We start from the raw sequence: 19,633 nt of genomic DNA, 5'->3' as shown, positions 1-19,633 counted from the left end.
GCGCCTGTTCGCTTGCGGATAGCGCCGCGGCTGCTTGCTCAAGCGCGGCTGCGGCTTCCTCGGCCGCATCGCCGGCAGCAATCGTCCCCAGCGCTGCCTCGCGGTACACGGCGATCCGGCCAACCTGGCTGTTCGGGCTGGCGTTCGCAAACGCCGTCTCGCTCGCGTGGAAGGCGTTCAGACCCTTCAGTTCCGAGGCCATCTTCCCATGCGCATTGGGGGCGGGCTCTACTGGCTCGACGATCGATGCGGTGTCGGTCGTCGTGGTCACCGCAGTCGCGGCTGAAGCCTTGGCCACGTCTCCGGCCCCCTTCGCCTTGCCGCCGGCCTTGGCCTTGCCGTTGTCGGCCCTGCCGCCGGCGTTCCCACCCTTTCCCCCGCCGTTGCCTCCCCCGTTTCCGCTGCCATTGCCTTTCGCAAAGGCGGGTGCGACGCCGAACTCGAAGGAGATCGGTGCAAGCGGCCCGAGCATCAGGGCAGAGAGCGCCATTGCAGTTACGAGTGTCTTTGCGCGGATCATATGCACTGCCTCCAGATATCGCACGCGATGGCGCGGCGCAGACCCCCGAAAGCGAATAGGCGAAGATTCCATGGCAGAACTATGGCGGTCTTGTCACCGTGGCGGTGGACTTTGCCCTGAAACCTTGGCACCCCGTCGCAGGGGCTCGATCTGACTTCGGAGGGCGGCATGGGCGAATTCACTCAGCGTGCGCGCGCAGCGACCGAGGCGTTGCGCGAAGTCTTCCCCGCGACGCCGCTGCAGCGAAACGAGCATCTCTCCGCCCGCTACGGCGCAGAGATCTGGCTGAAACGCGAGGATCTGACCCCGGTGCGCAGCTACAAGCTGCGCGGCGCCTTCACGGCGATGCGCAAGGCCCGCGCCGCCGATCCAGGTCAGGCACATTTCGTCTGTGCGAGTGCTGGCAACCATGCGCAGGGGATGGCCTACGCCTGCCGTCATTTCGGTGTGCGGGGCACCATATTCATGCCGGTGACGACGCCGCAGCAGAAGATCGACAAGACACGCATGTTCGGCGGGAACAGTGTCGAAATCCGACTCGTCGGCGACTACTTCGACCGCACGCTGGCAGCCGCACAGGACTTCTGTGGGAAGGCCACGGCGCGGTTCCTGTCGCCCTTTGACGATGACGACGTGATCGAGGGGCAGGCGAGCGTCGCGGTGGAGATACTCGATCAACTGCCGGAGCCTCCAGATCTGGTGGTGGTGCCCGTTGGTGGCGGTGGGCTTTCCGCCGGGGTTACGGGCGTCTTCGCGGAAATCGCGCCGATGACCGACTTCCGCTTCGCCGAGCCGCTCGGTGGTGCGAGCCTCGCCGCGGCGGTGGCAGCGGGTGAACCGGTAACGCTGAAGCGCGTGAATAGTTTTGTCGACGGCGCCGCGGTGGCGCGAATCGGTGCACGGCCGTTTGCGCGCCTCAAGGCGATTCGCGCGGCGCAGGTGCTCGCCGCGCCCGAGGACCGGATCTGCATCACCATGCTCGATATGCTCAACGTCGAGGGCATCGTCCTCGAACCGGCCGGTGCCCTTTCGGTCGATGTCCTGCCGGACCTCGCCGACGTCATCCGGGGGCGGCGGATCGTCTGCGTGACCTCGGGCGGCAACTTCGACTTCGAGCGCCTGCCTGAGGTGAAGGAGCGAGCCCAGCGCTACGCGGGATTGAAGAAGTATTTCATCCTGCGCATGCCGCAACGTCCCGGCGCCCTGCGCGAATTCCTTGCGATGCTCGGACCCGACGACGACATTGCCCGATTCGAGTATCTCAAGAAGTCGGCCCGGAACTTCGGCTCGGTCCTCATCGGCATCGAGACGAAGTCGGCAGACAGTTTCGCGGCCCTCATCCGCAAGATGGACGAGGCCGCGTTCAGCTATCGCGACATCACCGACGACGATGCCCTCGCCGAATTCCTCGTCTGAGGAGCGTCACGCCGCGTGGCCGTCCCGTTCGCCGAGGGCAGCTAGGCCGGCCATGAACTCCGCCTTCGAGGCGTAGTAGGCCGCGACGATCTTTGCCGCGTCCACCTCGTCGGGCCGCCCGCCCGCCGCTTCTCGCTCACCGTCCTGACACAGCGCACCAAACGCTGCGAAGCCGAGGTTCCAGGCGCCACCCTTGAGAAAGTGCAGATCCGCCTCGAACCGCGATGGATCCGGCTGCTTGCTCAGGCGCCGAACCACGCCTTCGACCTCGTCCAGAAACAGTTCAACGATCTCGGCGAAGCCGTCGCTGCCGATCTCAGCGCAAAGCTCGTTCGTGCGTTCCCAATCAATCATCATCTTGACCACCATTAGCCACCCCTTTGGCACCCGCAGCATAGGCCGGCCTCGTTTCGCAGCCGTTAATCCGTCCCGAGGCGCCTGACACTTCGACGTTCAACGCCTGTTAACGCCGCGACGGCTAAATGGCCGATGGAGTGCGGTGCAGTCAGAGGCAATGTCTCAGTCAGAGGCGAAGTTGGCAGACAAGGAATCGCTCGTGGCTCCGGCCCGGGCGGTCTGCCGCGTTCTCGTGGTCGACGACAGCCGCCTGCAGCGCAAGATCCTGTCGGCGCAGCTTGCCCGTTCCGGCTTTGCAGTCATGGAGGCGGGAACCGCCGAAGATGCGCTCCTGCTCTGCGACGTGGAGCCGCCGGACCTCGTCATCTCGGACTGGATGATGCCCGGCATGACCGGGATCGAGTTCTGCCAGACACTGCGCGCGCGCGTCAGCACACGTTACGTCTACTTCATCCTGCTCACGTCCAAGACGGAAACCGCCGAGATCGCCCGCGGCCTGGAGGGCGGGGCAGACGATTTCCTCACCAAGCCGGTCAGCGGCGACGAACTGCGCGCGCGGATTGCGGCGGGAGAACGCATCCTCAGAATGGAGCGGGAGCTGACGGAGAAGAACCGCCTGCTGTCAGACACCCTGGCCGAGCTTCGGTGCGTCTACGATTCGATCAACCGGGACCTCATCCAGGCGAAGAAGATCCAGGAATCGCTCGTGCCGGAAAGGGCCAAGTCGTTCGGCGCATCGCGTTTCGGCCTGCTTCTCAAGCCAAGCGGCCATATCGGCGGCGATCTTGTCGGACTCTTTACGCCCGGATTCAACCAAGTCGGCTTCTACAGCCTCGATGTCTCGGGCCACGGCATTACCGCCGCGCTCCTCACGGCACGGCTCGCGAGCTATCTGTCGCCGACGAACTTCGCCCAGAACATCGCGATGGAGCCGCGTCAATGGCACTTCTACGGTCTTCGCAAACCGCCGGACGTGGCTGCGGCATTGAACGCGCGGATGACCAACGATACCGGAATCGATGAGTACTTCACGATGGTCTACGGCGTGGCCGACCTTTTCACGGGTTCGGTCCGGATGGTCCAGTGCGGGCATCCGCATCCGCTGCTTCTCAGGACCGACGGCACGGCCGAATTCCTCGGCGATGGCGGCATGCCGATTGGCATGTTCGCCGATGTCGGTTGGAGTCAGTTCGATGTCACGCTCGACCGCGGCGAGCGTCTGATGTTCTATAGCGACGGTCTCACCGAGTGTCGGCTGAAGGACGGCAGCATGCTGGAGCCGCAAGGCCTGGTACGCATCGCGCAAAAGGCCGCAGCGGGCGGACTGGCGGGGGAGTTCGTTGACGACCTGTTCTGGCTGCTCAGCCAGGAATTGGCGCCGGGCGCGTCGCTCGAGGACGATGTCTCGGCAATCGTGTTCGAGTTCGGCGGCGCCTAGCCTCGCGGGCCTTCGTTGCGATGGCGAGGGTCAGGTCAGGTCAATTTGGCGGTCGGTCAAATGCTCGCAACAGCGCGCGCGAAATGCCGGTCGCCAGCATTGCCAAGCATCCGGCAGGCGGCACCCAGCGGCATCCAGACGGCTTCGTGGCCGGGCTCCGAGGGTCTGCCGAGCCGTCGCACCGGGCGCGCGAGGTATATCGTGCAAAGCTTCTCTGCCCAGCGATCGTATTCCGGCATGTAGACGAACCGGCGGAACGCCCCGATCCGGCGTGGCGCCGCGATCGACCAGCCGGTTTCCTCGAAGACCTCCCGGTGCAGTGCCCGGAGCGGCGACTCGCCCGGATCGATGCCGCCACCGGGCAACTGGAACTCCGGCTCCGGCTCCGCCTGGTGGGTCAGGAGCACGTCGCGCCCGTGCGGCAGCACGGCATAGACGCCGTGCCGTATCCGGTAGCTTTGCCCCCGCACCAGCGGTTCCCCGAACCGTCTGATCATAGCGCCTCTCTTGGCCTCCGGGTTGTCGTCCCCATATTCACGCGGTATGGCAGGGCGCAAGCGCCGAGGAAACCCCATGACAAGCCTGTCGATGATCGCCTGGGACGATACCGTCCTTCCGTTTCAGCTTGACCGGTCCGACATCCGCGGACGGGTTGCACGGCTCGATGGCGTGCTGGACCGCGTTCTCGCGCAGCACAACTACCCGGTCGTGATCGAGGCGCTGGTGGCCGAAGCGGCGCTTCTGACCGCGCTCATCGGGCAGACGATCAAACTGCGCTGGAAGCTGTCGCTCCAGGTCCGGGGCGACGGGCCGGTGCGGATCATTGCCACCGATTACTATGCGCCGGCGGAAAGCGGCGGAAGTGCGCGGATGCGCGCCTGGGCTTCCTTCGATGCAGATCGGCTCGACGCAGACGGGCCCGGATTCCCGCAGATAGGCAATGGCTATCTGGCGGTTCTGCTCGACCAGGGGCCGGGAACGACACCGTACCAGGGAATCACGCCGCTGGCCGGGGGCTCGCTTTCTGCTTGCGCAGAGACGTATTTCGCGCAGTCGGAGCAGCTTCCAACGCGCTTCGCACTGAGCTTCGGCAAGTCGCGCCTGCCGGGTGGCACCGAAAGCTGGCGAGCCGGCGGCGTAATGCTGCAGCACATGCCGAAGGCATCGCCGTTCGTGGCGAACGAAGGCGGCAGCGGCGAGGGCGGCCTGCTTGCTCCTGGCGATATTCTCGACGGCGAGGATGGGGAGAACTGGGCGCGCTCCAACCTGCTCCTTGATACGGTTGAAGACATGGAACTGATCGGGCCAAGGGTGACGCCCACCGACCTGCTGGTGCGGCTCTTCCACGAGGAGGGCCCGCGGGTCTTCGATGCGCAATCGGTGCATTTCGGTTGCTCCTGCTCGTCGGAGCGGGTGCGCGAGTCGCTTTCGATCTACTCGGCCAAGGATATCCGGCACATGACGACCGAGGCAGGCATCGTCACAGCCGACTGCCAGTTCTGCGGCGCGCACTACGAGTTTGATCCGGCGACGCTCGGCTTCGATGCGGCGAAGAGCCCCGATGAAGCCGGCTGATCCGCTCGCCCCGGTCCTTGCGGCGCTCGCCCGGCCGGGGCGGCCCACCTCGGACTATGACCTCAATCCCGGCACCCAACTGCCGGACGACCGGGTGCTGTGCGCTGCGGGGGTGCTGGTTGCGCTGCAAGCCGGGCCGCGCGGGGTGGAAGTGATCCTCACAAAGCGTTCCTCGCGGCTGAAGCATCATCCCGGCCAGATCGCCTTCCCCGGCGGAAAGGTCGACGCGGGCGACGCCGATGCCGTTGCCGCCGCGCTTCGCGAGGCGGAGGAGGAGATCGGCCTTCCCCGCCGGCAGGTCGAAGTCCTCGGCCGCGCCGAGGCGCATGAGACAGTGACAGGCTTTCTCGTGACCCCGGTCTTCGCCCGCATCCGCGGAGACTTCACGCCGGTTCCCGAAGCCGGCGAGGTCGAAGAGGTCTTCTCGGTCCCACTCTCCCACGCCGCTAACCCGGCCCGGTACCGGATCGAGGGCCGGCCGTGGCGCGGACAGGTGCGGCGCTACTACGCCGTGCCTTACGGGCCCTATTACATCTGGGGCGCCACCGCGCGTATTCTCAGGGCGCTTGCGGACCGGATGGCGGAATGAGGATCACCGATGCGTGGCTGAAGGACGAGGGGCTGCAGCAGGTGCTGCACCTTCTGACGGATGCAGGGCACCTGGCGTTCCTGGTTGGCGGCTGCGTGCGCAACGCGCTTCTGGGCAAGTCGGTCGCGGATATCGATATTGCAACGGATGCGGTGCCGGATCGGGTGACAGATGTCGCGCGCGCGGCCGGGCTGAAGGTCGTGCCGACGGGGGTTGAGCACGGCACGGTCACGGTCGTCGTCCAAGGCGTCCCGCACGAGGTGACGACCTTCCGGCGTGACGTGGAGACCTTCGGGCGCCACGCAACCGTCGCCTTTTCGACGTGTGTCGAAGAGGACGCGGCGCGACGGGACTTCACCATGAACGCGCTCTATGCCGACGCGGCGGGGCGCATCGTCGATCCGATCGGCGGGCTTCCCGACCTCATGGCGCGCCGCGTCCGCTTCGTGGGCGATGCCGATGCGCGCATCCGCGAGGACTATCTCCGCATCCTGCGCTTTTTCCGCTTCCATGCCTGGTACGGCGATGCCGAAGCCGGGATGGATGAGGCGGCGCTGGCAGCCTGCGGCGCGAATTCGGCCGGATTAGACACGCTTTCACGTGAAAGGATCGGCCACGAGATGCGCCGGCTTCTGGCCGCGCCCGACCCGGCGCCTGCTCTGGCCGCGATGCGGGCCACCGGGGTGCTCGCGCGGGTCCTCCCGGGGGCGGATCCGACCGCACTCGGGCCTCTCGTCCATCTCGAACCACCCTATGCGCCGGAGTGGATCCGCCGGCTTGCGGTGCTGGGCGGATCGGAGGCCGAAGATCGCCTGCGGCTTTCGCGCGCCGAGGGGCGGCGGCTTGCGACGCTGCTCGAGTGCCTCGGCGAAGGCGCCTCGCCGGCTGAGATCGCGTATCGGCACGGTGCGGAGGCGGCACGCGACACGGTCCTTCTGCGCAGTGCGAGCCTCGGCACCGCGCTGCCGACAGGCTGGGAGGAGGCCGTGGCCGAAGGCGCCGCGGCGCGCTTCCCGCTCCGCGCCGCAGACCTCATGCCGGGCCTGTCCGGCGCTGCACTGGGCGAACGGCTGAAGGTGCTCGAGGACCGCTGGATCGCCTCTGGCTTCCGATTGTCACGGGAACAATTGCTCGCTTGAAGGCTCGCTCCCTTACACGGCAAATTGGCCACCGGCCCCGGACTCACCGCCATGACCCCCGACACTTTTCCTGCGCTCCTCGCACTCGCCGTCGCCACGCTGTTCACGCCGGGGCCGAACAACGCCATGCTTGCGGCCTCCGGCGCGAATTTCGGCTTTCGCCGGACCCTGCCGCATCTTCTCGGTGTCGCGCTGGGTTTCCCGCTGATGCTGCTGATCGTCGGTCTGGCGCTCGGAGGGATCTTCCAGGCCAGCGCGCTCCTGCGCGAGGGCCTGCGCTGGGGCGGTGCCGCCTTGCTGCTCTGGATCGCATGGAAGATTGCCCGTTCGGGTGGAATCGGGTCGAAAAGCGAAGGCGCGCATCCGCTGCGCTTCCATCAGGCTATGGCGTTCCAGTGGGTGAACCCGAAGGCTTGGTCGATGGCGATTGCCGCGACCTCACAGTTCATCCTGCCGGAGGCGCCTTTGGTCACGGCCGCCGCGGTGGCCGCGACCTTCATGACGCTCGGGCTCAGCTCGTCGGCGACCTGGACCTACGCCGGGCAGGCAATCGCGCGGTGGCTCACGACCGCGCGGCGGCTCAGGGTCTTCAACCTGGTCATGGCCGGCCTGATCGCCCTGTCCGTCGTTGAGCTCATCCGGCACTGAGTTTCCCTTTCGACCGGTCTGATGTATATCCGGCCGGCAACCCGAAAGGCGCCGCTATGTTCAGGTTCTTCGAGAACCTTGTCGATCCCTATGTCGTCTACGAAGAGAAGGACGCGCCGCCGCAGCGGCTCCTTCCCTTCCTGATGGAGTATTCGCGACCGTTCCGCGGCGTGTTTATGGTGACCGCGGCGCTGAAGTGCGTCTCGGCGGCTCTCGACGTGGCGTTGATCTGGTATGTCGGGCGGATGGTGGACCTCCTCTCCCAGGGCGCGCCCGCCGACGTGATGAAGACCCACGGGACAGAGTTTGCCATTGCGGCGCTGGTGGTCCTCTTCGTACGCCCGATCGTTTCGGGGATAGACGTGGCGCTCCTGCACAACACGATCCTCGTCAACTACGGGGCACTCTTCCGCTGGCGCGCGATCCGCCATGTGCTGCGCCAGTCGGTCGGCTGGTTCGAGAACGATTTTGCCGGGCGCATTGCGAACCGACTGATGCAGACGCCGCCCGCGGCCGGCGACGCGGTGTTCCAGGTTTTCGACGCCGTTGCATTCGCCCTGACAACGCTCGTCGGGGCGGTCATCCTGCTCGGGAATGCGGATTCCCGCCTGATGGTGCCGCTCCTGATCTGGGCGGCACTGTATCTTGCGCTGATGCGCTGGACGGTGCGGCGCGCCGGTCCGGCATCGATGGCGTCTTCGGACGCGCGATCCTCTGTGACCGGCCGGGTGGTGGACAGCTTCACCAACATTCACTCGGTCAAGATGTTCGCCCATGACGACCGGGAGATCGCATATGTGGGCGAATCGATCGAGAACCTTCGCGCGACCTTCGCCCGCGAGATGCGCATCATAACCAGGATGGACGTGGTGCTGACGATGCTCAACGGCGCGTTGATAGTGTCGGCCACCGCGTTGGCGACCTACCTCTGGTACCGGGGCCAGGCCACGGTCGGCACCGTCGCGGCAGCGTCGGCGCTGGTGCTTCGGCTCAACTCGATGACCTATTGGATCATGTGGGCAATGACGAACCTCGTCCAGTCGCTCGGTGTCGTCGCCGAGGGGATGGAGACCATCGCCCAGCCGATCGGGCTGGTGGACGGGCCCGCCGCGTGCCCGCTCGAGTTCCGCGAGGGCCGGATCGAGACCGAAGGGCTGAGCCACCACTACGGCCGCGGCTTCGGGGGGCTCGACCGGGTGAGCCTGACGATCCGGCCAGGCGAAAAAATCGGCCTCGTCGGCCGGTCCGGGTCGGGAAAATCGACCCTGGTAAAGCTGCTTTTGCGTTTCTATGACCCGGAGGCCGGCCGCATTCTGATTGACGGACAGGACATCACGGGGGTGACGCAGGACAGTCTGCGCCGGCGGATCGGGATGGTGCAGCAGGACAGTTCGCTCCTTCACCGCTCGGTGCGCGACAACATTCTCTATGGCCGTCCCGGCGCGACCGAGGGCGAGATGGTGGAGGCTGCCCGTCGGGCCGAGGCGCATGACTTCATTCTCCAGCTCACCGATCCTGCGGGGCGCAAGGGCTATGACGCGGAGGTGGGCGAGCGCGGGGTGAAGCTGTCGGGCGGTCAGCGGCAGCGCGTGGCGCTTGCCCGCGTGATCCTGAAGGACGCGCCGATCCTCGTTCTGGACGAGGCGACCTCCGCCCTCGACAGTGAGGTGGAGGCGGCTATACAGGAAACGCTCTATGGCGTGATGGAGGGAAAGACGGTGATCGCCATCGCCCACCGGCTCTCGACGATCGCGCGGATGGACCGGATCGTCGTGCTCGACGACGGCAAGGTGGCCGAGCACGGAAGCCACGAGGAGCTTCTTGCGAGGGGGGGCCTCTACGCCCGCTTCTGGAACCGGCAGTCGGGCGGCTTCATCGGCACCGACGAGGCGGAGGCGGCTGAATGAGGGCCGGCGATCTGATCGACGCCTTCCGTCCGGCGGAGGGCCCGCCGCCGCAGTCGCTCGGTCGCTTCTTCCTATGGTGCCTCTCGGGTGCCTGGGGGCCGCTGACGCTCGCCGCCGTTCTTTCGGCGATTGCCGGGGTAATGGAGGTCGTGACGGCCTGGTTCCTTGGCGCCATAGTCGACGCGGCGCAATCCGGGAGCCCGGCAACCATCCTGGCCGATCACTGGCCGCTGCTCGCCGGCTTCGCGATCTTTCTTGTCGTCCTGCGCCCGATCGCTTTCGGCCTTTCGGCGGCCTCGAACTCCATCGTCGTGCAGCCGAATGTTCTGCCGCTGGTGCTGTCGCGGCTGCACCGCTGGACGATGGGCCATGCGGTGACCTTCTTCGACAACGATTTCGCCGGGCGCATCGCGCAGAAGCAGATGCAGGCCGCGCGTGCCGTCACCGACGTGGCGAGCGAAACGATCAACACCGTGGCCTTCGCGCTCGCCTCGCTTGCGGGCTCCGTTGCGTTCCTCGTGACGGTCGATGGCTGGATGGCGGCGGCGCTCGGCCTCTGGATTGCAGCCTATCTGCTCCTCATCCGCGCCTTCCTGCCCAAGGTGCGGGGCAAGTCCGCCGCGCGGGCGGGCGCGCGCGCGATGGTGACGGGGCAGGTCGTGGACACGATCACCAACATCAAGACGGTGAAGCTCTTCGCCCACGCCGAACACGAGGACAAGGCCGCGCTTCGTGCCATGGCGGGCTTCCGCGACACGGCGCTCGACTTCGGCGTCTTGTCCGCCTGGTTCCGGCTGTCGCTGATGATCCTCGCGGGCCTGCTGCCGCTGATCCTGATCGGCGGGTCGGTCCTGCTCTGGGCTGAAGGGCAGGCGACCACCGGCGATATCGCCGCCGCAGGGACGATCGCGATCCGCATCGCGCAGATGACCGGGTGGGTCAGCTTCGCGCTCATGTCGATCTACGGCTCCATCGGCGAGGTGGAGGACGGGATGCATACGCTGACACCGCCCCACACCCTCACCGATGCCCCGGGTGCCGGCGTGCTGGGCCGCGTGACCGGCGAGATCCGGTTCGAGGATGTGAGCTTCGCCTACGGCCGCCGCGCCGGAGGCCTCGACCATATCACCCTGACGGTCCGGCCGGGCGAAAAGCTCGGGATCGTCGGAGCTTCGGGCGCCGGGAAATCCACGCTCGTCGCATTGCTGCTCAGGCTCTACGACGCCGAAGAGGGGCGGATTCTCGTCGATGGCAAGGACGTGCGCGGCGTGACGCAGGAAAGCCTGCGCCGCCAGATCGGCATGGTCACGCAGGAGACCGCGATGTTCAACCGCTCTGCCCGCGACAACATCCTCTATGGCCGGCCCGACGCGAGCGAGGAGCAGATGGTGGCGGCCGCGCGCGCCGCCGAGGCCGACGATTTCATCCGCACACTCCAGGACCACAAGGGCCGCACCGGGTATGATGCCCACCTCGGCGAACGCGGGGTGAAACTGTCCGGCGGGCAACGGCAGCGCATCGCGCTGGCCCGCGCGTTCATAAAAGACGCGCCGATCCTTGTCCTCGACGAGGCAACCTCCGCGCTCGACAGCGAGGTGGAGGCAGCAATCCAGGGGGCGCTGCACCGGGTGATGCAGGGCAAGACCGTGCTCGCCATCGCGCACCGGCTCTCCACCATCGCCGAGATGGACCGGATCGTGGTGCTGGACGACGGCCGGCTGGTCGAGGAGGGGACGCACGCGGAACTTCTCGCCCGGGGCGGGCTCTATGCGCGCTACTGGAACAGGCAGTCTGGCGGGTTCATCGGCACCGAAGAGGCGGCGGAGTGAGGTTGACGGTCGAGCGGCTCGGCCACCTCGGCGACGGGATCGCGCGGGAGCCGGACGGAGACCCGGTCTTCGTGCCCATGGCGCTGCCGGGCGAGGTGGTGGAGGGCGAGGTCACCGACGGGCGCATGGCCGCGCCGAAGATCGTGACGCCCTCTCCCGACCGGGTGACGGCGCCATGCCCGCACTACCGCGCCTGCGGGGGGTGCGCGTTGATGCATGCCTCGAATTCCTTGGTGGCGCGCTGGAAAGAGGATGTGGTTCGTACTGCACTTGCCGCGCAGGGGATCGCCGCCCCTTTTCGTCCCGTAGTGACCTCGCCGCCACGCTCGCGCCGGAGGGCGACGCTGGCCGGGCGACGCACTAAGTCCGGGGCAATTGTCGGTTTCCACGGACGTGCCTCGGGGACGATCGTCGAGGTGCCGGGATGCAAACTGCTGCACCCCGGTCTCATGACGGCGTTGCCGGCGCTTGCCGAAATCACAGCGCTCGGCGCATCGCGGAAGGGCGAGGTGGCGCTGGCGCTGACGCACGGCGAAGCGGGGCTCGATCTGGCCGTTTCGAGCGGAAAGCCGCTGGATCAGAGCCTGTTTTCGGCCCTTTCTGGCGTCGCCGGGCGCGTCGACTTCGCACGCCTGACATGGGGGGGTCAGGTGATCGCGGCCCGTCGCCCCGTCATTCAGCGTTTCGGCGCCGCGCACGTCGTGCCGCCACCTGGCGCCTTTCTTCAGGCCACGGCCGAGGGCGAGGCGGCGCTCCTGTCCGCCGTATGCGACGCGGTTGGACCGGCGCGGCGGGTCGCCGACCTCTTTGCGGGGGCCGGGACCTTCACCCTGCCACTCGCCGACCGGCGCGAGGTGCACGCGGTGGAGGGCGACGCGGCAATGCTCGCGGCGCTCGACGCTGGCTGGCGGCAGACGCCGGGCCTGCGCCGCGTGACGACCGAGGCGCGCGATCTCTTCCGGCGACCCCTTCTGCCCGACCAGATGAAGGGCTTTGACGCCGTGGTGATCGACCCGCCCCGGGCCGGGGCCGAAGCGCAGATGCGCGCAATTGCGGCATCGCGCATTGCCGTTGTTGCCGCGGTCTCCTGCAACCCGGTCTCCTTCGCCCGCGACGCGCGCATTCTCCTCGCCGCGGGCTTCGTGCTCGACTGGGTGCAGGTGGTGGATCAGTTCCGCTGGTCCCCGCACGTCGAGCTTGCGGCGCGTCTCAGTCGGGTGATCACAGGATCGTGAGGCATGGGATCGGCAGAAAGGCGCCGACTTCCGGCCGATGGCGGAGAGATGTATCCTCCCTCGTCAAAAGCCGGAACGGCGAGGACCGAGGGGCAGCGCACGCGAGATGAGACGCAGGACATTTCTGACGACCGCCGCAATCGGTATGGTGGGGGCTGCCCTGCCCGCCGCTGCCCGATCCAAGTTCCGGGCCTATGCCGGGCCGGAGATAACGCAGATTGTCGTCCACAAGGCCAAGCGCCGGATGTATCTGGTCAGCGGCACGAATGTCGTGAAGCACTACCGCATCGCGCTCGGCGGCAACCCGGTCGGGCCGAAGCGGTTCGAGGGCGACGGCAAGACGCCGGAAGGGCTCTACTACATCGACCGTCAGAACCCCGACAGCACCTTTCACCTTTCGCTCGGCATCTCCTACCCGAACGAAGAGGACGTCGCGCGGGCAGAGGCCGAGGGCAAGCTGCCCGGCAGCGACATCTTCATTCACGGCCGCGCACGAAAGAACCGGGGGCGGGGGCGGGACTGGACCGCCGGCTGCATCGCCGTGAAGGACCGCGAAATGGAAATGATCTACGCGATGGTGCGGATCGGCACGCCGATCTTCATCCTGCCGTAAGGCCGCGCGGCAAAAAGTTCAAGCACGGCGACGCTTTAGCCGCCGGTAACCAGCGTCCACCAGATCTTGCCGCCCGGCTCCTGGAACCAGGCGAAACCGACATCCCGCGCGGCGGGATCGAGGATCACCGCACGGGTGTCGGGCAATTCCATCCAAGCCGACAATGTTTCAAGTTCGGTCTCGTAGGTCTCCGAGATGTTCTCTCCGAGCATCCGGCCCTGGTAGCCGGTCCGTTGCACACGCAGAAGCGGAGACGACCCATCGGAACCGAAATGCCATGGCCGGTTCTGCACCGCCATGTCGCGCGAATGCGTGGCGGCAGCGGCCGTCAGGAGGGGGTTCAGCGTCAGCGGGGCGGCGCCAGCGGCGGAGCGCAGCGAGTTGACGGAATCGACCATGGAATAAGTGATCCGACCCTCGTCGCCCGGCTTGATCATGTAGGCCTGCGGCAGCGGCCGACCGTCCGGCCCCAACTGAGGCGGTGTCGTCACACAGCCGGCAAGTGCAAGAGCCGCAGCAAGGCACAGGGTCAATCGACGGATCATCTCGCAACCTTCGGATTTTTGCAGACCCGTCCTTTACAGCGTCATCCGCCACTGTTCAAACGCCAACTTGCGCGTCGGCGGCAGGACGCAAACGGCGGCTGACACGAGAGTGAATTGAGGAAGGCATCACGTCCGAGTAGAATGGCTTGGGTTGTGCGGCCGTTTCGTGGCGCCGAGCAATCACGAAAGACACGGATCTTCAGACCGGGACCCAAGAGGATGAGCATCAATACCACCCGCGGCCTAAGCCGCCGCACACTCATCGGCACCGCCGCCGCAGCGGTCGGAAGCGCGCTCGCCGCTCCCGTTCTCGCGCAGAGCGGCGCCGGCACGACCGAGTTCGAGAACGACCTCAACTCAAACATCCGCCGCAACATATCGAGCTTCCGCTCGTTGCAATGGCAGCCCTACTTTTCGGACACGAAGAACGGTGCCGTTCTCGTCGACACCACTTCGCGGGCGCTGCACTTCTGGTCCGAGGACCAGACCGTCTACCGGCTCTATCCGACGAGCGTGCCCCTGACCGAGGACCTGACGCGCCGTGGACGCACGGCGATCGTCAAGAAGGTGGTCGGGCCGGAGTGGCGGCCGACACCTGCGATGAAGGTTCGCAATCCGGAGTGGCCCGACTACGTCGGCCCCGGTCCGGATAACCCGCTTGGAACCCACGCGCTTTATCTTTCGTGGGAGTTTTATCGCATCCACGGTACGCACGACACGCGGAAGATAGGCCGGCGTTCGTCCAATGGTTGTATCGGGTTGTATAATGAGCACATTGCCGAGCTTTATTCGCTCACCAAAGTGGGCACACAGGTGTTGCTAATTTGACGATACGGGCAAAACTTTCGTTGCGCAGAGACGGGTTCGTTGCACAAAACGAGCTATCTGAGGTAGTGGGAATCCGAGGTGTTTTGACTGCCGCGACGACCTCGCTTATCCATCTGTCGCGGTGAAAATGGAGAGTTAGATGAAGAAGCTCGCGCTCGCCGCTGCCCTTTCCCTCGCTGCTACCTCGGCTTTCGCCGGTGGCGTGGAACCCGTCATGGAGCCGGCCCCTGTCGAACAGGCCGCGTCGTCCTCGAACGGTGGCCTGATCGTTCCGCTGCTGCTCCTGGTGCTCGTCGCCGCTGCTGCCAGCAACTGATATTCCCGGCTTCGGCCGGAATGGAAAGGGCGGTGGATATCCACCGCCTTTTTCATTTCGCGCGCCGAATGCCTAAACCGCCCATCCGGCAAGGTTCGCCCCAAGCACTGCCATCAGGGCGACGATATGTGCGTCGTCGTCATTCAGGCAGGGGATATAGGTGAACTCCTCCCCGCCAGCGTGCTCGAAGGCCTCGCGGATTTCTCCCTGAATCTCCTCCAGCGTCTCGATGCAATCGGCCGAGAAGGCTGGCGAGATGACCGCAATGCGCTTCCTGCCGGCGCTTGCAAGCTCCGCCACATGCTCGACCGTGTAGGGCCGCAGCCACTCCTCTCTGCCGAAGACGGACTGGAAGGTCGTGTCGATCGAGCCCTGGGCCCAGCCCAGCCTTTCTCGCAAGAGACGAGAGGTCTTCTGGCACTGGCAGTGGTAGGGGTCGCCTTCCATCAGGTAGCGCTTCGGCATCCCGTGGTAGGAGGCGACCAGAACGTCGGGCCGGTGTTCCAGCCCGGAATATGCACGCTCGACCGATTGCGCCAGAGCCTCGATGTACAGGGGATGATCGAAATACTCCGGCACGGTCCGGACGGCAGGTTGGCGCTTTTCCTTCATCAGCGCGCGAAAGAACTGGTCGTTCGCGGTGGCCGAGGTGGCGCCGGCGTATTGCGGATAGAGCGGCAGGAAGACGATCTTCTCGCAGCCGGCCGCCACCATGCGGCGCACGACGCTCTCGGTCGAGGGATTGCCGTAGCGCATGCAGAACTCGACCATCACGCCCTCGCCGTAGCGAGCGGACACGGCGGAGCGCAGCTTCGCCACCTGCGCCTTCGTGGTCGTCATCAGCGGGCTTTCGCCCTTGTCGTGATTCCAGATCGACTTGTAGTTGGCGCCGGAGGTGAAGGGACGCTTCGACAGGATGACAAGCTGGAGGAGCGGCTGCCACTTCCAGGCCGGGAAGTCGATCACCCGCTTGTCGGACAGGAACTCCGACAGATAGCGGCGCATCGACCAGTAGTCGTAGTTGTCCGGCGTGCCGAGGTTGGCCACGAGGATGCCGATACGGGCATTCATCACCGGAGGGTGGTCGGCGGGGGCGTGGGTCAGGCGGCCCTCTCCTGGGCGAACGGTCTCGGCGTCCATGGCATCCTCTTCGGTAAGCTAGTCCGACATAGAGGGAAAATCGCGCCGGTCAATCGTCCGCGCGGGAGAGCGGTGTCTCCGTCGCGCCAAGCGCGTCCGCCAGCCGCTGCGCTGCCGACCCGGGGCGCAGGGGCTTGGGCTGACTGGCATCGGGCGCCCATCCGGTCAGCCAGATCATCTCGAAGGTCGCTGCAACGCGGCCGCCGCCGGCCGGGAAGGTGCCGGAATAGATTTCGGCGGCCGTCGGAAAAAGCGCACGCGCCGTGGCCCGGCGCGACCGGGCGGCCAGCGCATTGCCCTCGCCCATTGCGCGCAGGTCCGCGATCAAGTGGAACATCGTGGCATAGGTCACCGTCTTCCTGACCGAATCGGCGACCGGCAGGGCGAACCCCGCCCGCTGGAGAAGCGCGCCGAGGTCGCGGATCTCGCCCATGGGCAGGACGCGGAGTGAAAGCCCGCCAGTCAGCCGGCTTTCCGCCTCTGCGAGTGCCGCACGCAATTCCGAAAGCGTCCGCCCGCCGAAAAGCACGCCGAGGAAAAGCCCGTCGGGACGCAGCGCTCGCCGACACTGGATCAACTGTCCGACCGGGTCACCCGACCAATGCAGCGACAGCGCATGGACCACCAGATCATGCGCGCCTTCGTCGAGCGCCAGCATCTCGTCATCGGCGACGATACGGGCGCCGGGCAGTATCTCGGTCCAGGGAGCCGGGAACGCGGTCACCACGGCAGGGTCCGTAAACGTTTTGTTAACCTCGCCCAGTCTCTCCTCGGCTTCGGCGGCAGCCTCTTTGTGCAGGAAGAGATCAGCGCCCTGTGCCAGCGCGCGGGCACGGTTGCGGGACAGGGCGGCACGGTCGGTGAATTTCGGCGGATTGGACATGATCGGTGACCCTAGGGTGCTTCGCGCGGGATTGCAAAGCGCGCTCCAGCTTCTCTTTCCGCCGCAATGCATCTCCTGCGGTGACCCGACGGTCAGCGACTTCGGTCTCTGCGGCGTGTGCTGGCGGCAGACGCCCTTCATCACGGGGCTTGTCTGCGACCGCTGCGGCACTCCGCTGCCGGGCGAGGAGGAGGGGCGGGCCGAGTATTGCGACGACTGCCTGACCGTTGCGCGGCCGTGGGAAAGGGGGCGGTCGGCGCTTCTTTACCGGGACAATGCGCGAAAGCTTGTCCTTGCGCTGAAGCACGGCGACCGGCTGGACCTGGCCCGTCCCGCCGGCGGCTGGCTGCATCGCGCGGCGCGACCCCTCTTGCGCGACGGCATGCTCATCGCGCCGGTGCCGCTGCACTGGACCCGCCTCGTTCGCAGGCGCTTCAACCAGTCCGCACTTCTGTCGAAGGCGCTGGCGCGGGAGGCTGGGCTCGACCACTGCCCCGACCTGCTCCTGCGCACGCGTCGCACGCAGAGCCAGGACGGACGCGACCGCGACGGGCGCTTCGCGAACGTCGCCGGTGCGATCCGCGTGCATCCGCGTCGCCGCGACCGGATGGTGGGCCGGCACCTGCTTCTCGTCGATGACGTGATGACCTCCGGCGCGACACTTGCCGGAGCGGCGGAAGCCTGTATCGCAGCCGGCGCCGCATCCGTTTCGGTTGTGACACTGGCGCGCGTTGCGAAGGATGCCTAAATCCCTATAGTCGCAGCGACTTCCGGATTGAGGCCAGAACTTGCCCCGCATCGAGATCTACACCACACCCTGGTGCCCCTATTGCCTTGCCGCCAAGCGCCTTCTGGACAAGAAGGGCGCCACTTACGAGGAGACGGACGTCTCTCGCGATCCGGCGATGCGGGCCGAAATGACGCAGCGCGCCAGTGGGCGGTACACCGTGCCGCAGATCTTCATCGGAGAACGCCATGTCGGCGGATCCGACGACCTTCACGCACTCGACCGGTCGGGCAAGCTCGACCCGCTTCTCGCGGCCTGAACCGATGCGCGCGGCCCTCCTCCAACTTTCGGTGACGGACGATCCGGCGGCGAACCTGCCGGTGACGCTGTCATTGGTGAGGGAGGCGGTGGCGGGTGGCGCGGGTTTCGTGCTGACGCCGGAGGTGACGAACTGCCTTTCGTCCGACCGGGCCCGCCAACGCGCGGTGCTGCGGCACGAGGAAGACGATGTCACGCTCGCCACCCTCCGGGAAGAAGCTGCGGCGCGGGGCATCTGGCTGCTTGTCGGCTCGCTCGGCTTGCTGACGCATGACGCAGACGGGCGCCTTGCCAACCGCTCATTCCTTGTCGCGCCTGACGGTGCGGTCGCGGCGCGCTACGACAAGATCCACATGTTCGACGTGAACGTGTCGGAGACCGAGCAATACCGCGAATCGTCCGGTTACCGGCCCGGGACGCGGGCCGTGCTTGCGGATACGCCCTTCGCGCGCGTCGGACTCACCATTTGCTACGACGTACGCTTCCCGCATCTCTACCGCCGCCTCGCGCAGGCCGGAGCGCAGGTTCTCACCGTTCCGGCCGCCTTCAACGACACGACCGGTGCGGCGCATTGGCATTCGCTTCTCCGCGCCCGGGCGATCGAGACCGGCGCCTACGTGCTCGCCCCGGCCCAGACCGGGACCCACGCCGCCCACAACGGCAAGCCCCGGCGCACCTACGGCCATTCGCTCGCGGTCTCGCCCTGGGGCGAGGTCCTCGTCGATGCCGGGACAGACGTGGGGGTGATCTTCGTCGATCTCTCCCTCGCCGAGGTGGACCGGGCGCGCGCGCGGGTGCCCTCGCTCAGCCACGACCGTGATTTCGAGGGGCCATGAGATGGCGGATACCGACGATCCCCTCGCCGTCGCACTCTTCTCTGAAGTGTTCATGGCCGATCAGCTTGTGCGGAACCGCATCAGCCGGGCCCTGCCGAAGGGAATGGAGCTCAGTCACTTCGCCGTCCTGAACCATCTTGCGTATCTGAACGACGAACGCTCGCCCGCGCAGCTTGCCGACGTGTTCCATGTGACCCGTGGCGCAATGACGAATACGCTCGCCAAGCTGGAATGGGCGGGACATGTGCACATCCGCCCCGACTGGGACGACGCCCGACGCAAGTTCGTCTCGATCAGCCCCGCCGGCCGGTCGGCGCGCGACGCGGCACTTGCGGCAATCACCCCGGTCGTGGGCGACGTGGTCCGCTCCGTCGGCGCCGACAAGGTTCGTGCCGCCCTGCCGGTCCTGCGGGAAATCCGCCTGCGGCTTGGCGAGGATTAGGCGCGGTTCACGCTCGCCATGACGTAGTTCACCGACAGGTCGCGGTCCGAGATCGCCCAGGTCCAGGTGACGGGGTTGAAGACGAAGCCCTTGCGGTCCACCGGATCGAGCGCGGCACCCCGCAGGAAGCCTTCAAGTTCTGCCGGCGTGATGAACTTCGCCCAGTCGTGGGTGCCCTTGGGGAGCCATCGCATTACCCATTCCGCGCCCACGATCGCCATCATGAAGCTCTTGGGATTGCGGTTGATGGTGGAGGCGACGATGAGGCCGCCGGGTTTCATCAGCGTCTGGCACGTCAAAAGGAATGCCGCCGGATCGGCCACATGCTCGAC

At 66.5% G+C, this 19,633-nt stretch carries 23 protein-coding genes and 1 pseudogene; 17 read left to right on the top strand and 7 right to left on the bottom strand.

Annotation, left to right across the window (positions count from 1 at the left end):
* A partial coding sequence (locus tag ACMUOO_RS11485; protein ID WP_413855292.1) for a hypothetical protein occupies window positions 1-520 on the bottom strand: 520 nt, incomplete at its 3' end.
* Window positions 521-688: 168 nt separating this feature from the next.
* On the opposite strand from ACMUOO_RS11485, the gene ilvA reads away from it, so the two are divergent.
* Complete coding sequence (gene ilvA, locus ACMUOO_RS11480; RefSeq protein WP_301919735.1) at window positions 689-1,936, top strand: threonine ammonia-lyase IlvA; 1,248 nt, start codon at window positions 689-691, stop codon at window positions 1,934-1,936.
* 6 nt (window positions 1,937-1,942) lie between these two features.
* Here the strand turns inward: ilvA and ACMUOO_RS11475 are convergent, their stop codons facing one another.
* Window positions 1,943-2,305 carry an Hpt domain-containing protein gene (locus ACMUOO_RS11475; RefSeq protein ID WP_301919734.1) on the bottom strand — a complete coding sequence of 121 codons (363 nt, stop codon included), beginning with the start codon at window positions 2,303-2,305 and terminating at the stop codon, window positions 1,943-1,945.
* 145 nt (window positions 2,306-2,450) lie between these two features.
* Here ACMUOO_RS11475 and ACMUOO_RS11470 point away from each other — a divergent pair, with 145 nt between their 5' ends.
* Window positions 2,451-3,731 carry a PP2C family protein-serine/threonine phosphatase gene (locus ACMUOO_RS11470; RefSeq protein WP_301919733.1) on the top strand — a complete coding sequence of 427 codons (1,281 nt, stop codon included), beginning with the start codon at window positions 2,451-2,453 and terminating at the stop codon, window positions 3,729-3,731.
* Window positions 3,732-3,787: 56 nt separating this feature from the next.
* Here the strand turns inward: ACMUOO_RS11470 and ACMUOO_RS11465 are convergent, their stop codons facing one another.
* Window positions 3,788-4,228 (bottom strand): NUDIX hydrolase, encoded by a 441-nt coding sequence (locus tag ACMUOO_RS11465; protein WP_301919732.1) that lies wholly within the window; start codon window positions 4,226-4,228, stop codon window positions 3,788-3,790.
* A 76-nt stretch (window positions 4,229-4,304) separates the two neighbouring features.
* Between ACMUOO_RS11465 and ACMUOO_RS11460 the strand changes: the two genes are divergently transcribed.
* From ACMUOO_RS11460 to ACMUOO_RS11420, 9 genes and pseudogenes are all read left to right on the top strand, one after another.
* On the top strand, window positions 4,305-5,306 hold the full coding sequence (locus ACMUOO_RS11460) for an Hsp33 family molecular chaperone HslO (protein ID WP_301919731.1): 1,002 nt from the start codon (window positions 4,305-4,307) through the stop codon (window positions 5,304-5,306).
* Window positions 5,293-5,895, top strand: coding sequence for a CoA pyrophosphatase (locus ACMUOO_RS11455; protein WP_301919730.1), 603 nt, complete (start codon window positions 5,293-5,295; stop codon window positions 5,893-5,895). Before ACMUOO_RS11460 ends, ACMUOO_RS11455 begins: the two co-directional genes overlap by 14 nt.
* The gene (locus ACMUOO_RS11450) at window positions 5,892-7,034 is read left to right on the top strand and encodes a CCA tRNA nucleotidyltransferase (RefSeq protein ID WP_301919729.1); all 1,143 of its coding nucleotides are present in this window, start codon (window positions 5,892-5,894) and stop codon (window positions 7,032-7,034) included. The genes ACMUOO_RS11455 and ACMUOO_RS11450 overlap by 4 nt, the downstream gene beginning before the upstream one ends.
* 51 nt (window positions 7,035-7,085) lie before the next feature.
* Window positions 7,086-7,682: a LysE family translocator gene (locus ACMUOO_RS11445; RefSeq protein ID WP_301919728.1), complete on the top strand. Its 597-nt coding sequence runs from the start codon at window positions 7,086-7,088 to the stop codon at window positions 7,680-7,682.
* A gap of 56 nt (window positions 7,683-7,738) precedes the next feature.
* Window positions 7,739-8,653 (top strand): annotated as a pseudogene (locus tag ACMUOO_RS11440) (ABC transporter transmembrane domain-containing protein); the annotation flags it as partial.
* Window positions 8,654-8,821: 168 nt separating this feature from the next.
* Window positions 8,822-9,589: an ABC transporter ATP-binding protein gene (locus ACMUOO_RS11435; protein WP_413855294.1), complete on the top strand. Its 768-nt coding sequence runs from the start codon at window positions 8,822-8,824 to the stop codon at window positions 9,587-9,589.
* Entirely contained in the window at window positions 9,586-11,418 is a 1,833-nt protein-coding gene (locus ACMUOO_RS11430; RefSeq protein ID WP_413855288.1) for an ABC transporter ATP-binding protein, read from the top strand. Before ACMUOO_RS11435 ends, ACMUOO_RS11430 begins: the two co-directional genes overlap by 4 nt.
* A complete protein-coding gene (locus tag ACMUOO_RS11425) occupies window positions 11,415-12,653 on the top strand; it encodes a class I SAM-dependent RNA methyltransferase (protein ID WP_301919725.1) in 1,239 nt (412 codons plus the stop codon). The genes ACMUOO_RS11430 and ACMUOO_RS11425 overlap by 4 nt, the downstream gene beginning before the upstream one ends.
* Window positions 12,654-12,759: 106 nt before the next feature.
* Entirely contained in the window at window positions 12,760-13,266 is a 507-nt protein-coding gene (locus tag ACMUOO_RS11420) for a L,D-transpeptidase family protein (RefSeq protein WP_413855286.1), read from the top strand.
* Window positions 13,267-13,301: 35 nt separating this feature from the next.
* On the opposite strand, the gene ACMUOO_RS11415 is transcribed toward ACMUOO_RS11420, so the two are convergent.
* Window positions 13,302-13,811, bottom strand: a complete 510-nt coding sequence (locus tag ACMUOO_RS11415; protein ID WP_301919724.1) for a CAP domain-containing protein — start codon at window positions 13,809-13,811, stop codon at window positions 13,302-13,304.
* Between the two features lie 219 nt (window positions 13,812-14,030).
* Between ACMUOO_RS11415 and ACMUOO_RS11410 the strand changes: the two genes are divergently transcribed.
* Together ACMUOO_RS11410 and ACMUOO_RS11405 are read left to right on the top strand one after the other, a co-directional pair.
* Window positions 14,031-14,639, top strand: coding sequence for a L,D-transpeptidase (locus ACMUOO_RS11410; RefSeq protein ID WP_301919723.1), 609 nt, complete (start codon window positions 14,031-14,033; stop codon window positions 14,637-14,639).
* Window positions 14,640-14,778: 139 nt separating this feature from the next.
* Complete coding sequence (locus tag ACMUOO_RS11405) at window positions 14,779-14,955, top strand: hypothetical protein (protein ID WP_291335524.1); 177 nt, start codon at window positions 14,779-14,781, stop codon at window positions 14,953-14,955.
* Window positions 14,956-15,027: 72 nt separating this feature from the next.
* Here ACMUOO_RS11405 and hemH read toward each other — a convergent pair whose 3' ends face one another.
* Both hemH and ACMUOO_RS11395 read right to left on the bottom strand, forming a co-directional pair.
* A complete protein-coding gene (hemH, locus tag ACMUOO_RS11400; RefSeq protein ID WP_301919722.1) occupies window positions 15,028-16,095 on the bottom strand; it encodes a ferrochelatase in 1,068 nt (355 codons plus the stop codon).
* Window positions 16,096-16,144: 49 nt separating this feature from the next.
* Window positions 16,145-16,978: a methyltransferase domain-containing protein gene (locus ACMUOO_RS11395; RefSeq protein WP_413855283.1), complete on the bottom strand. Its 834-nt coding sequence runs from the start codon at window positions 16,976-16,978 to the stop codon at window positions 16,145-16,147.
* On the opposite strand from ACMUOO_RS11395, the gene ACMUOO_RS11390 reads away from it, so the two are divergent.
* Genes ACMUOO_RS11390 through ACMUOO_RS11375 form a run of 4 tightly spaced genes read left to right on the top strand, consistent with a single transcriptional unit; the run spans window position 16,977 to window position 19,301 of the window.
* The gene (locus ACMUOO_RS11390) at window positions 16,977-17,726 is read left to right on the top strand and encodes a double zinc ribbon domain-containing protein (RefSeq protein WP_413855281.1); all 750 of its coding nucleotides are present in this window, start codon (window positions 16,977-16,979) and stop codon (window positions 17,724-17,726) included. The genes ACMUOO_RS11395 and ACMUOO_RS11390 overlap by 2 nt on opposite strands.
* Before the next feature lie 40 nt (window positions 17,727-17,766).
* Entirely contained in the window at window positions 17,767-18,024 is a 258-nt protein-coding gene (grxC, locus tag ACMUOO_RS11385) for a glutaredoxin 3 (protein WP_301919719.1), read from the top strand.
* A 4-nt stretch (window positions 18,025-18,028) separates the two neighbouring features.
* Window positions 18,029-18,859 (top strand): carbon-nitrogen hydrolase family protein, encoded by an 831-nt coding sequence (locus tag ACMUOO_RS11380; protein ID WP_301919848.1) that lies wholly within the window; start codon window positions 18,029-18,031, stop codon window positions 18,857-18,859.
* A 1-nt stretch (window position 18,860) separates the two neighbouring features.
* Window positions 18,861-19,301, top strand: a complete 441-nt coding sequence (locus ACMUOO_RS11375; protein WP_301919718.1) for a MarR family winged helix-turn-helix transcriptional regulator — start codon at window positions 18,861-18,863, stop codon at window positions 19,299-19,301.
* Here the strand turns inward: ACMUOO_RS11375 and ubiG are convergent.
* A partial coding sequence (gene ubiG / locus ACMUOO_RS11370) for a bifunctional 2-polyprenyl-6-hydroxyphenol methylase/3-demethylubiquinol 3-O-methyltransferase UbiG (RefSeq protein ID WP_413855279.1) occupies window positions 19,298-19,633 on the bottom strand: 336 nt, incomplete at its 5' end. The genes ACMUOO_RS11375 and ubiG overlap by 4 nt on opposite strands.

This window comes from Albidovulum sp., assembly GCF_041919395.1.
In the GTDB taxonomy this organism is placed as follows: Bacteria; Pseudomonadota; Alphaproteobacteria; order Rhodobacterales; family Rhodobacteraceae; genus Albidovulum.
Note: the sequence above shows the minus strand (reverse complement) of the source record. Positions and strands in the feature narration are given on the sequence as shown.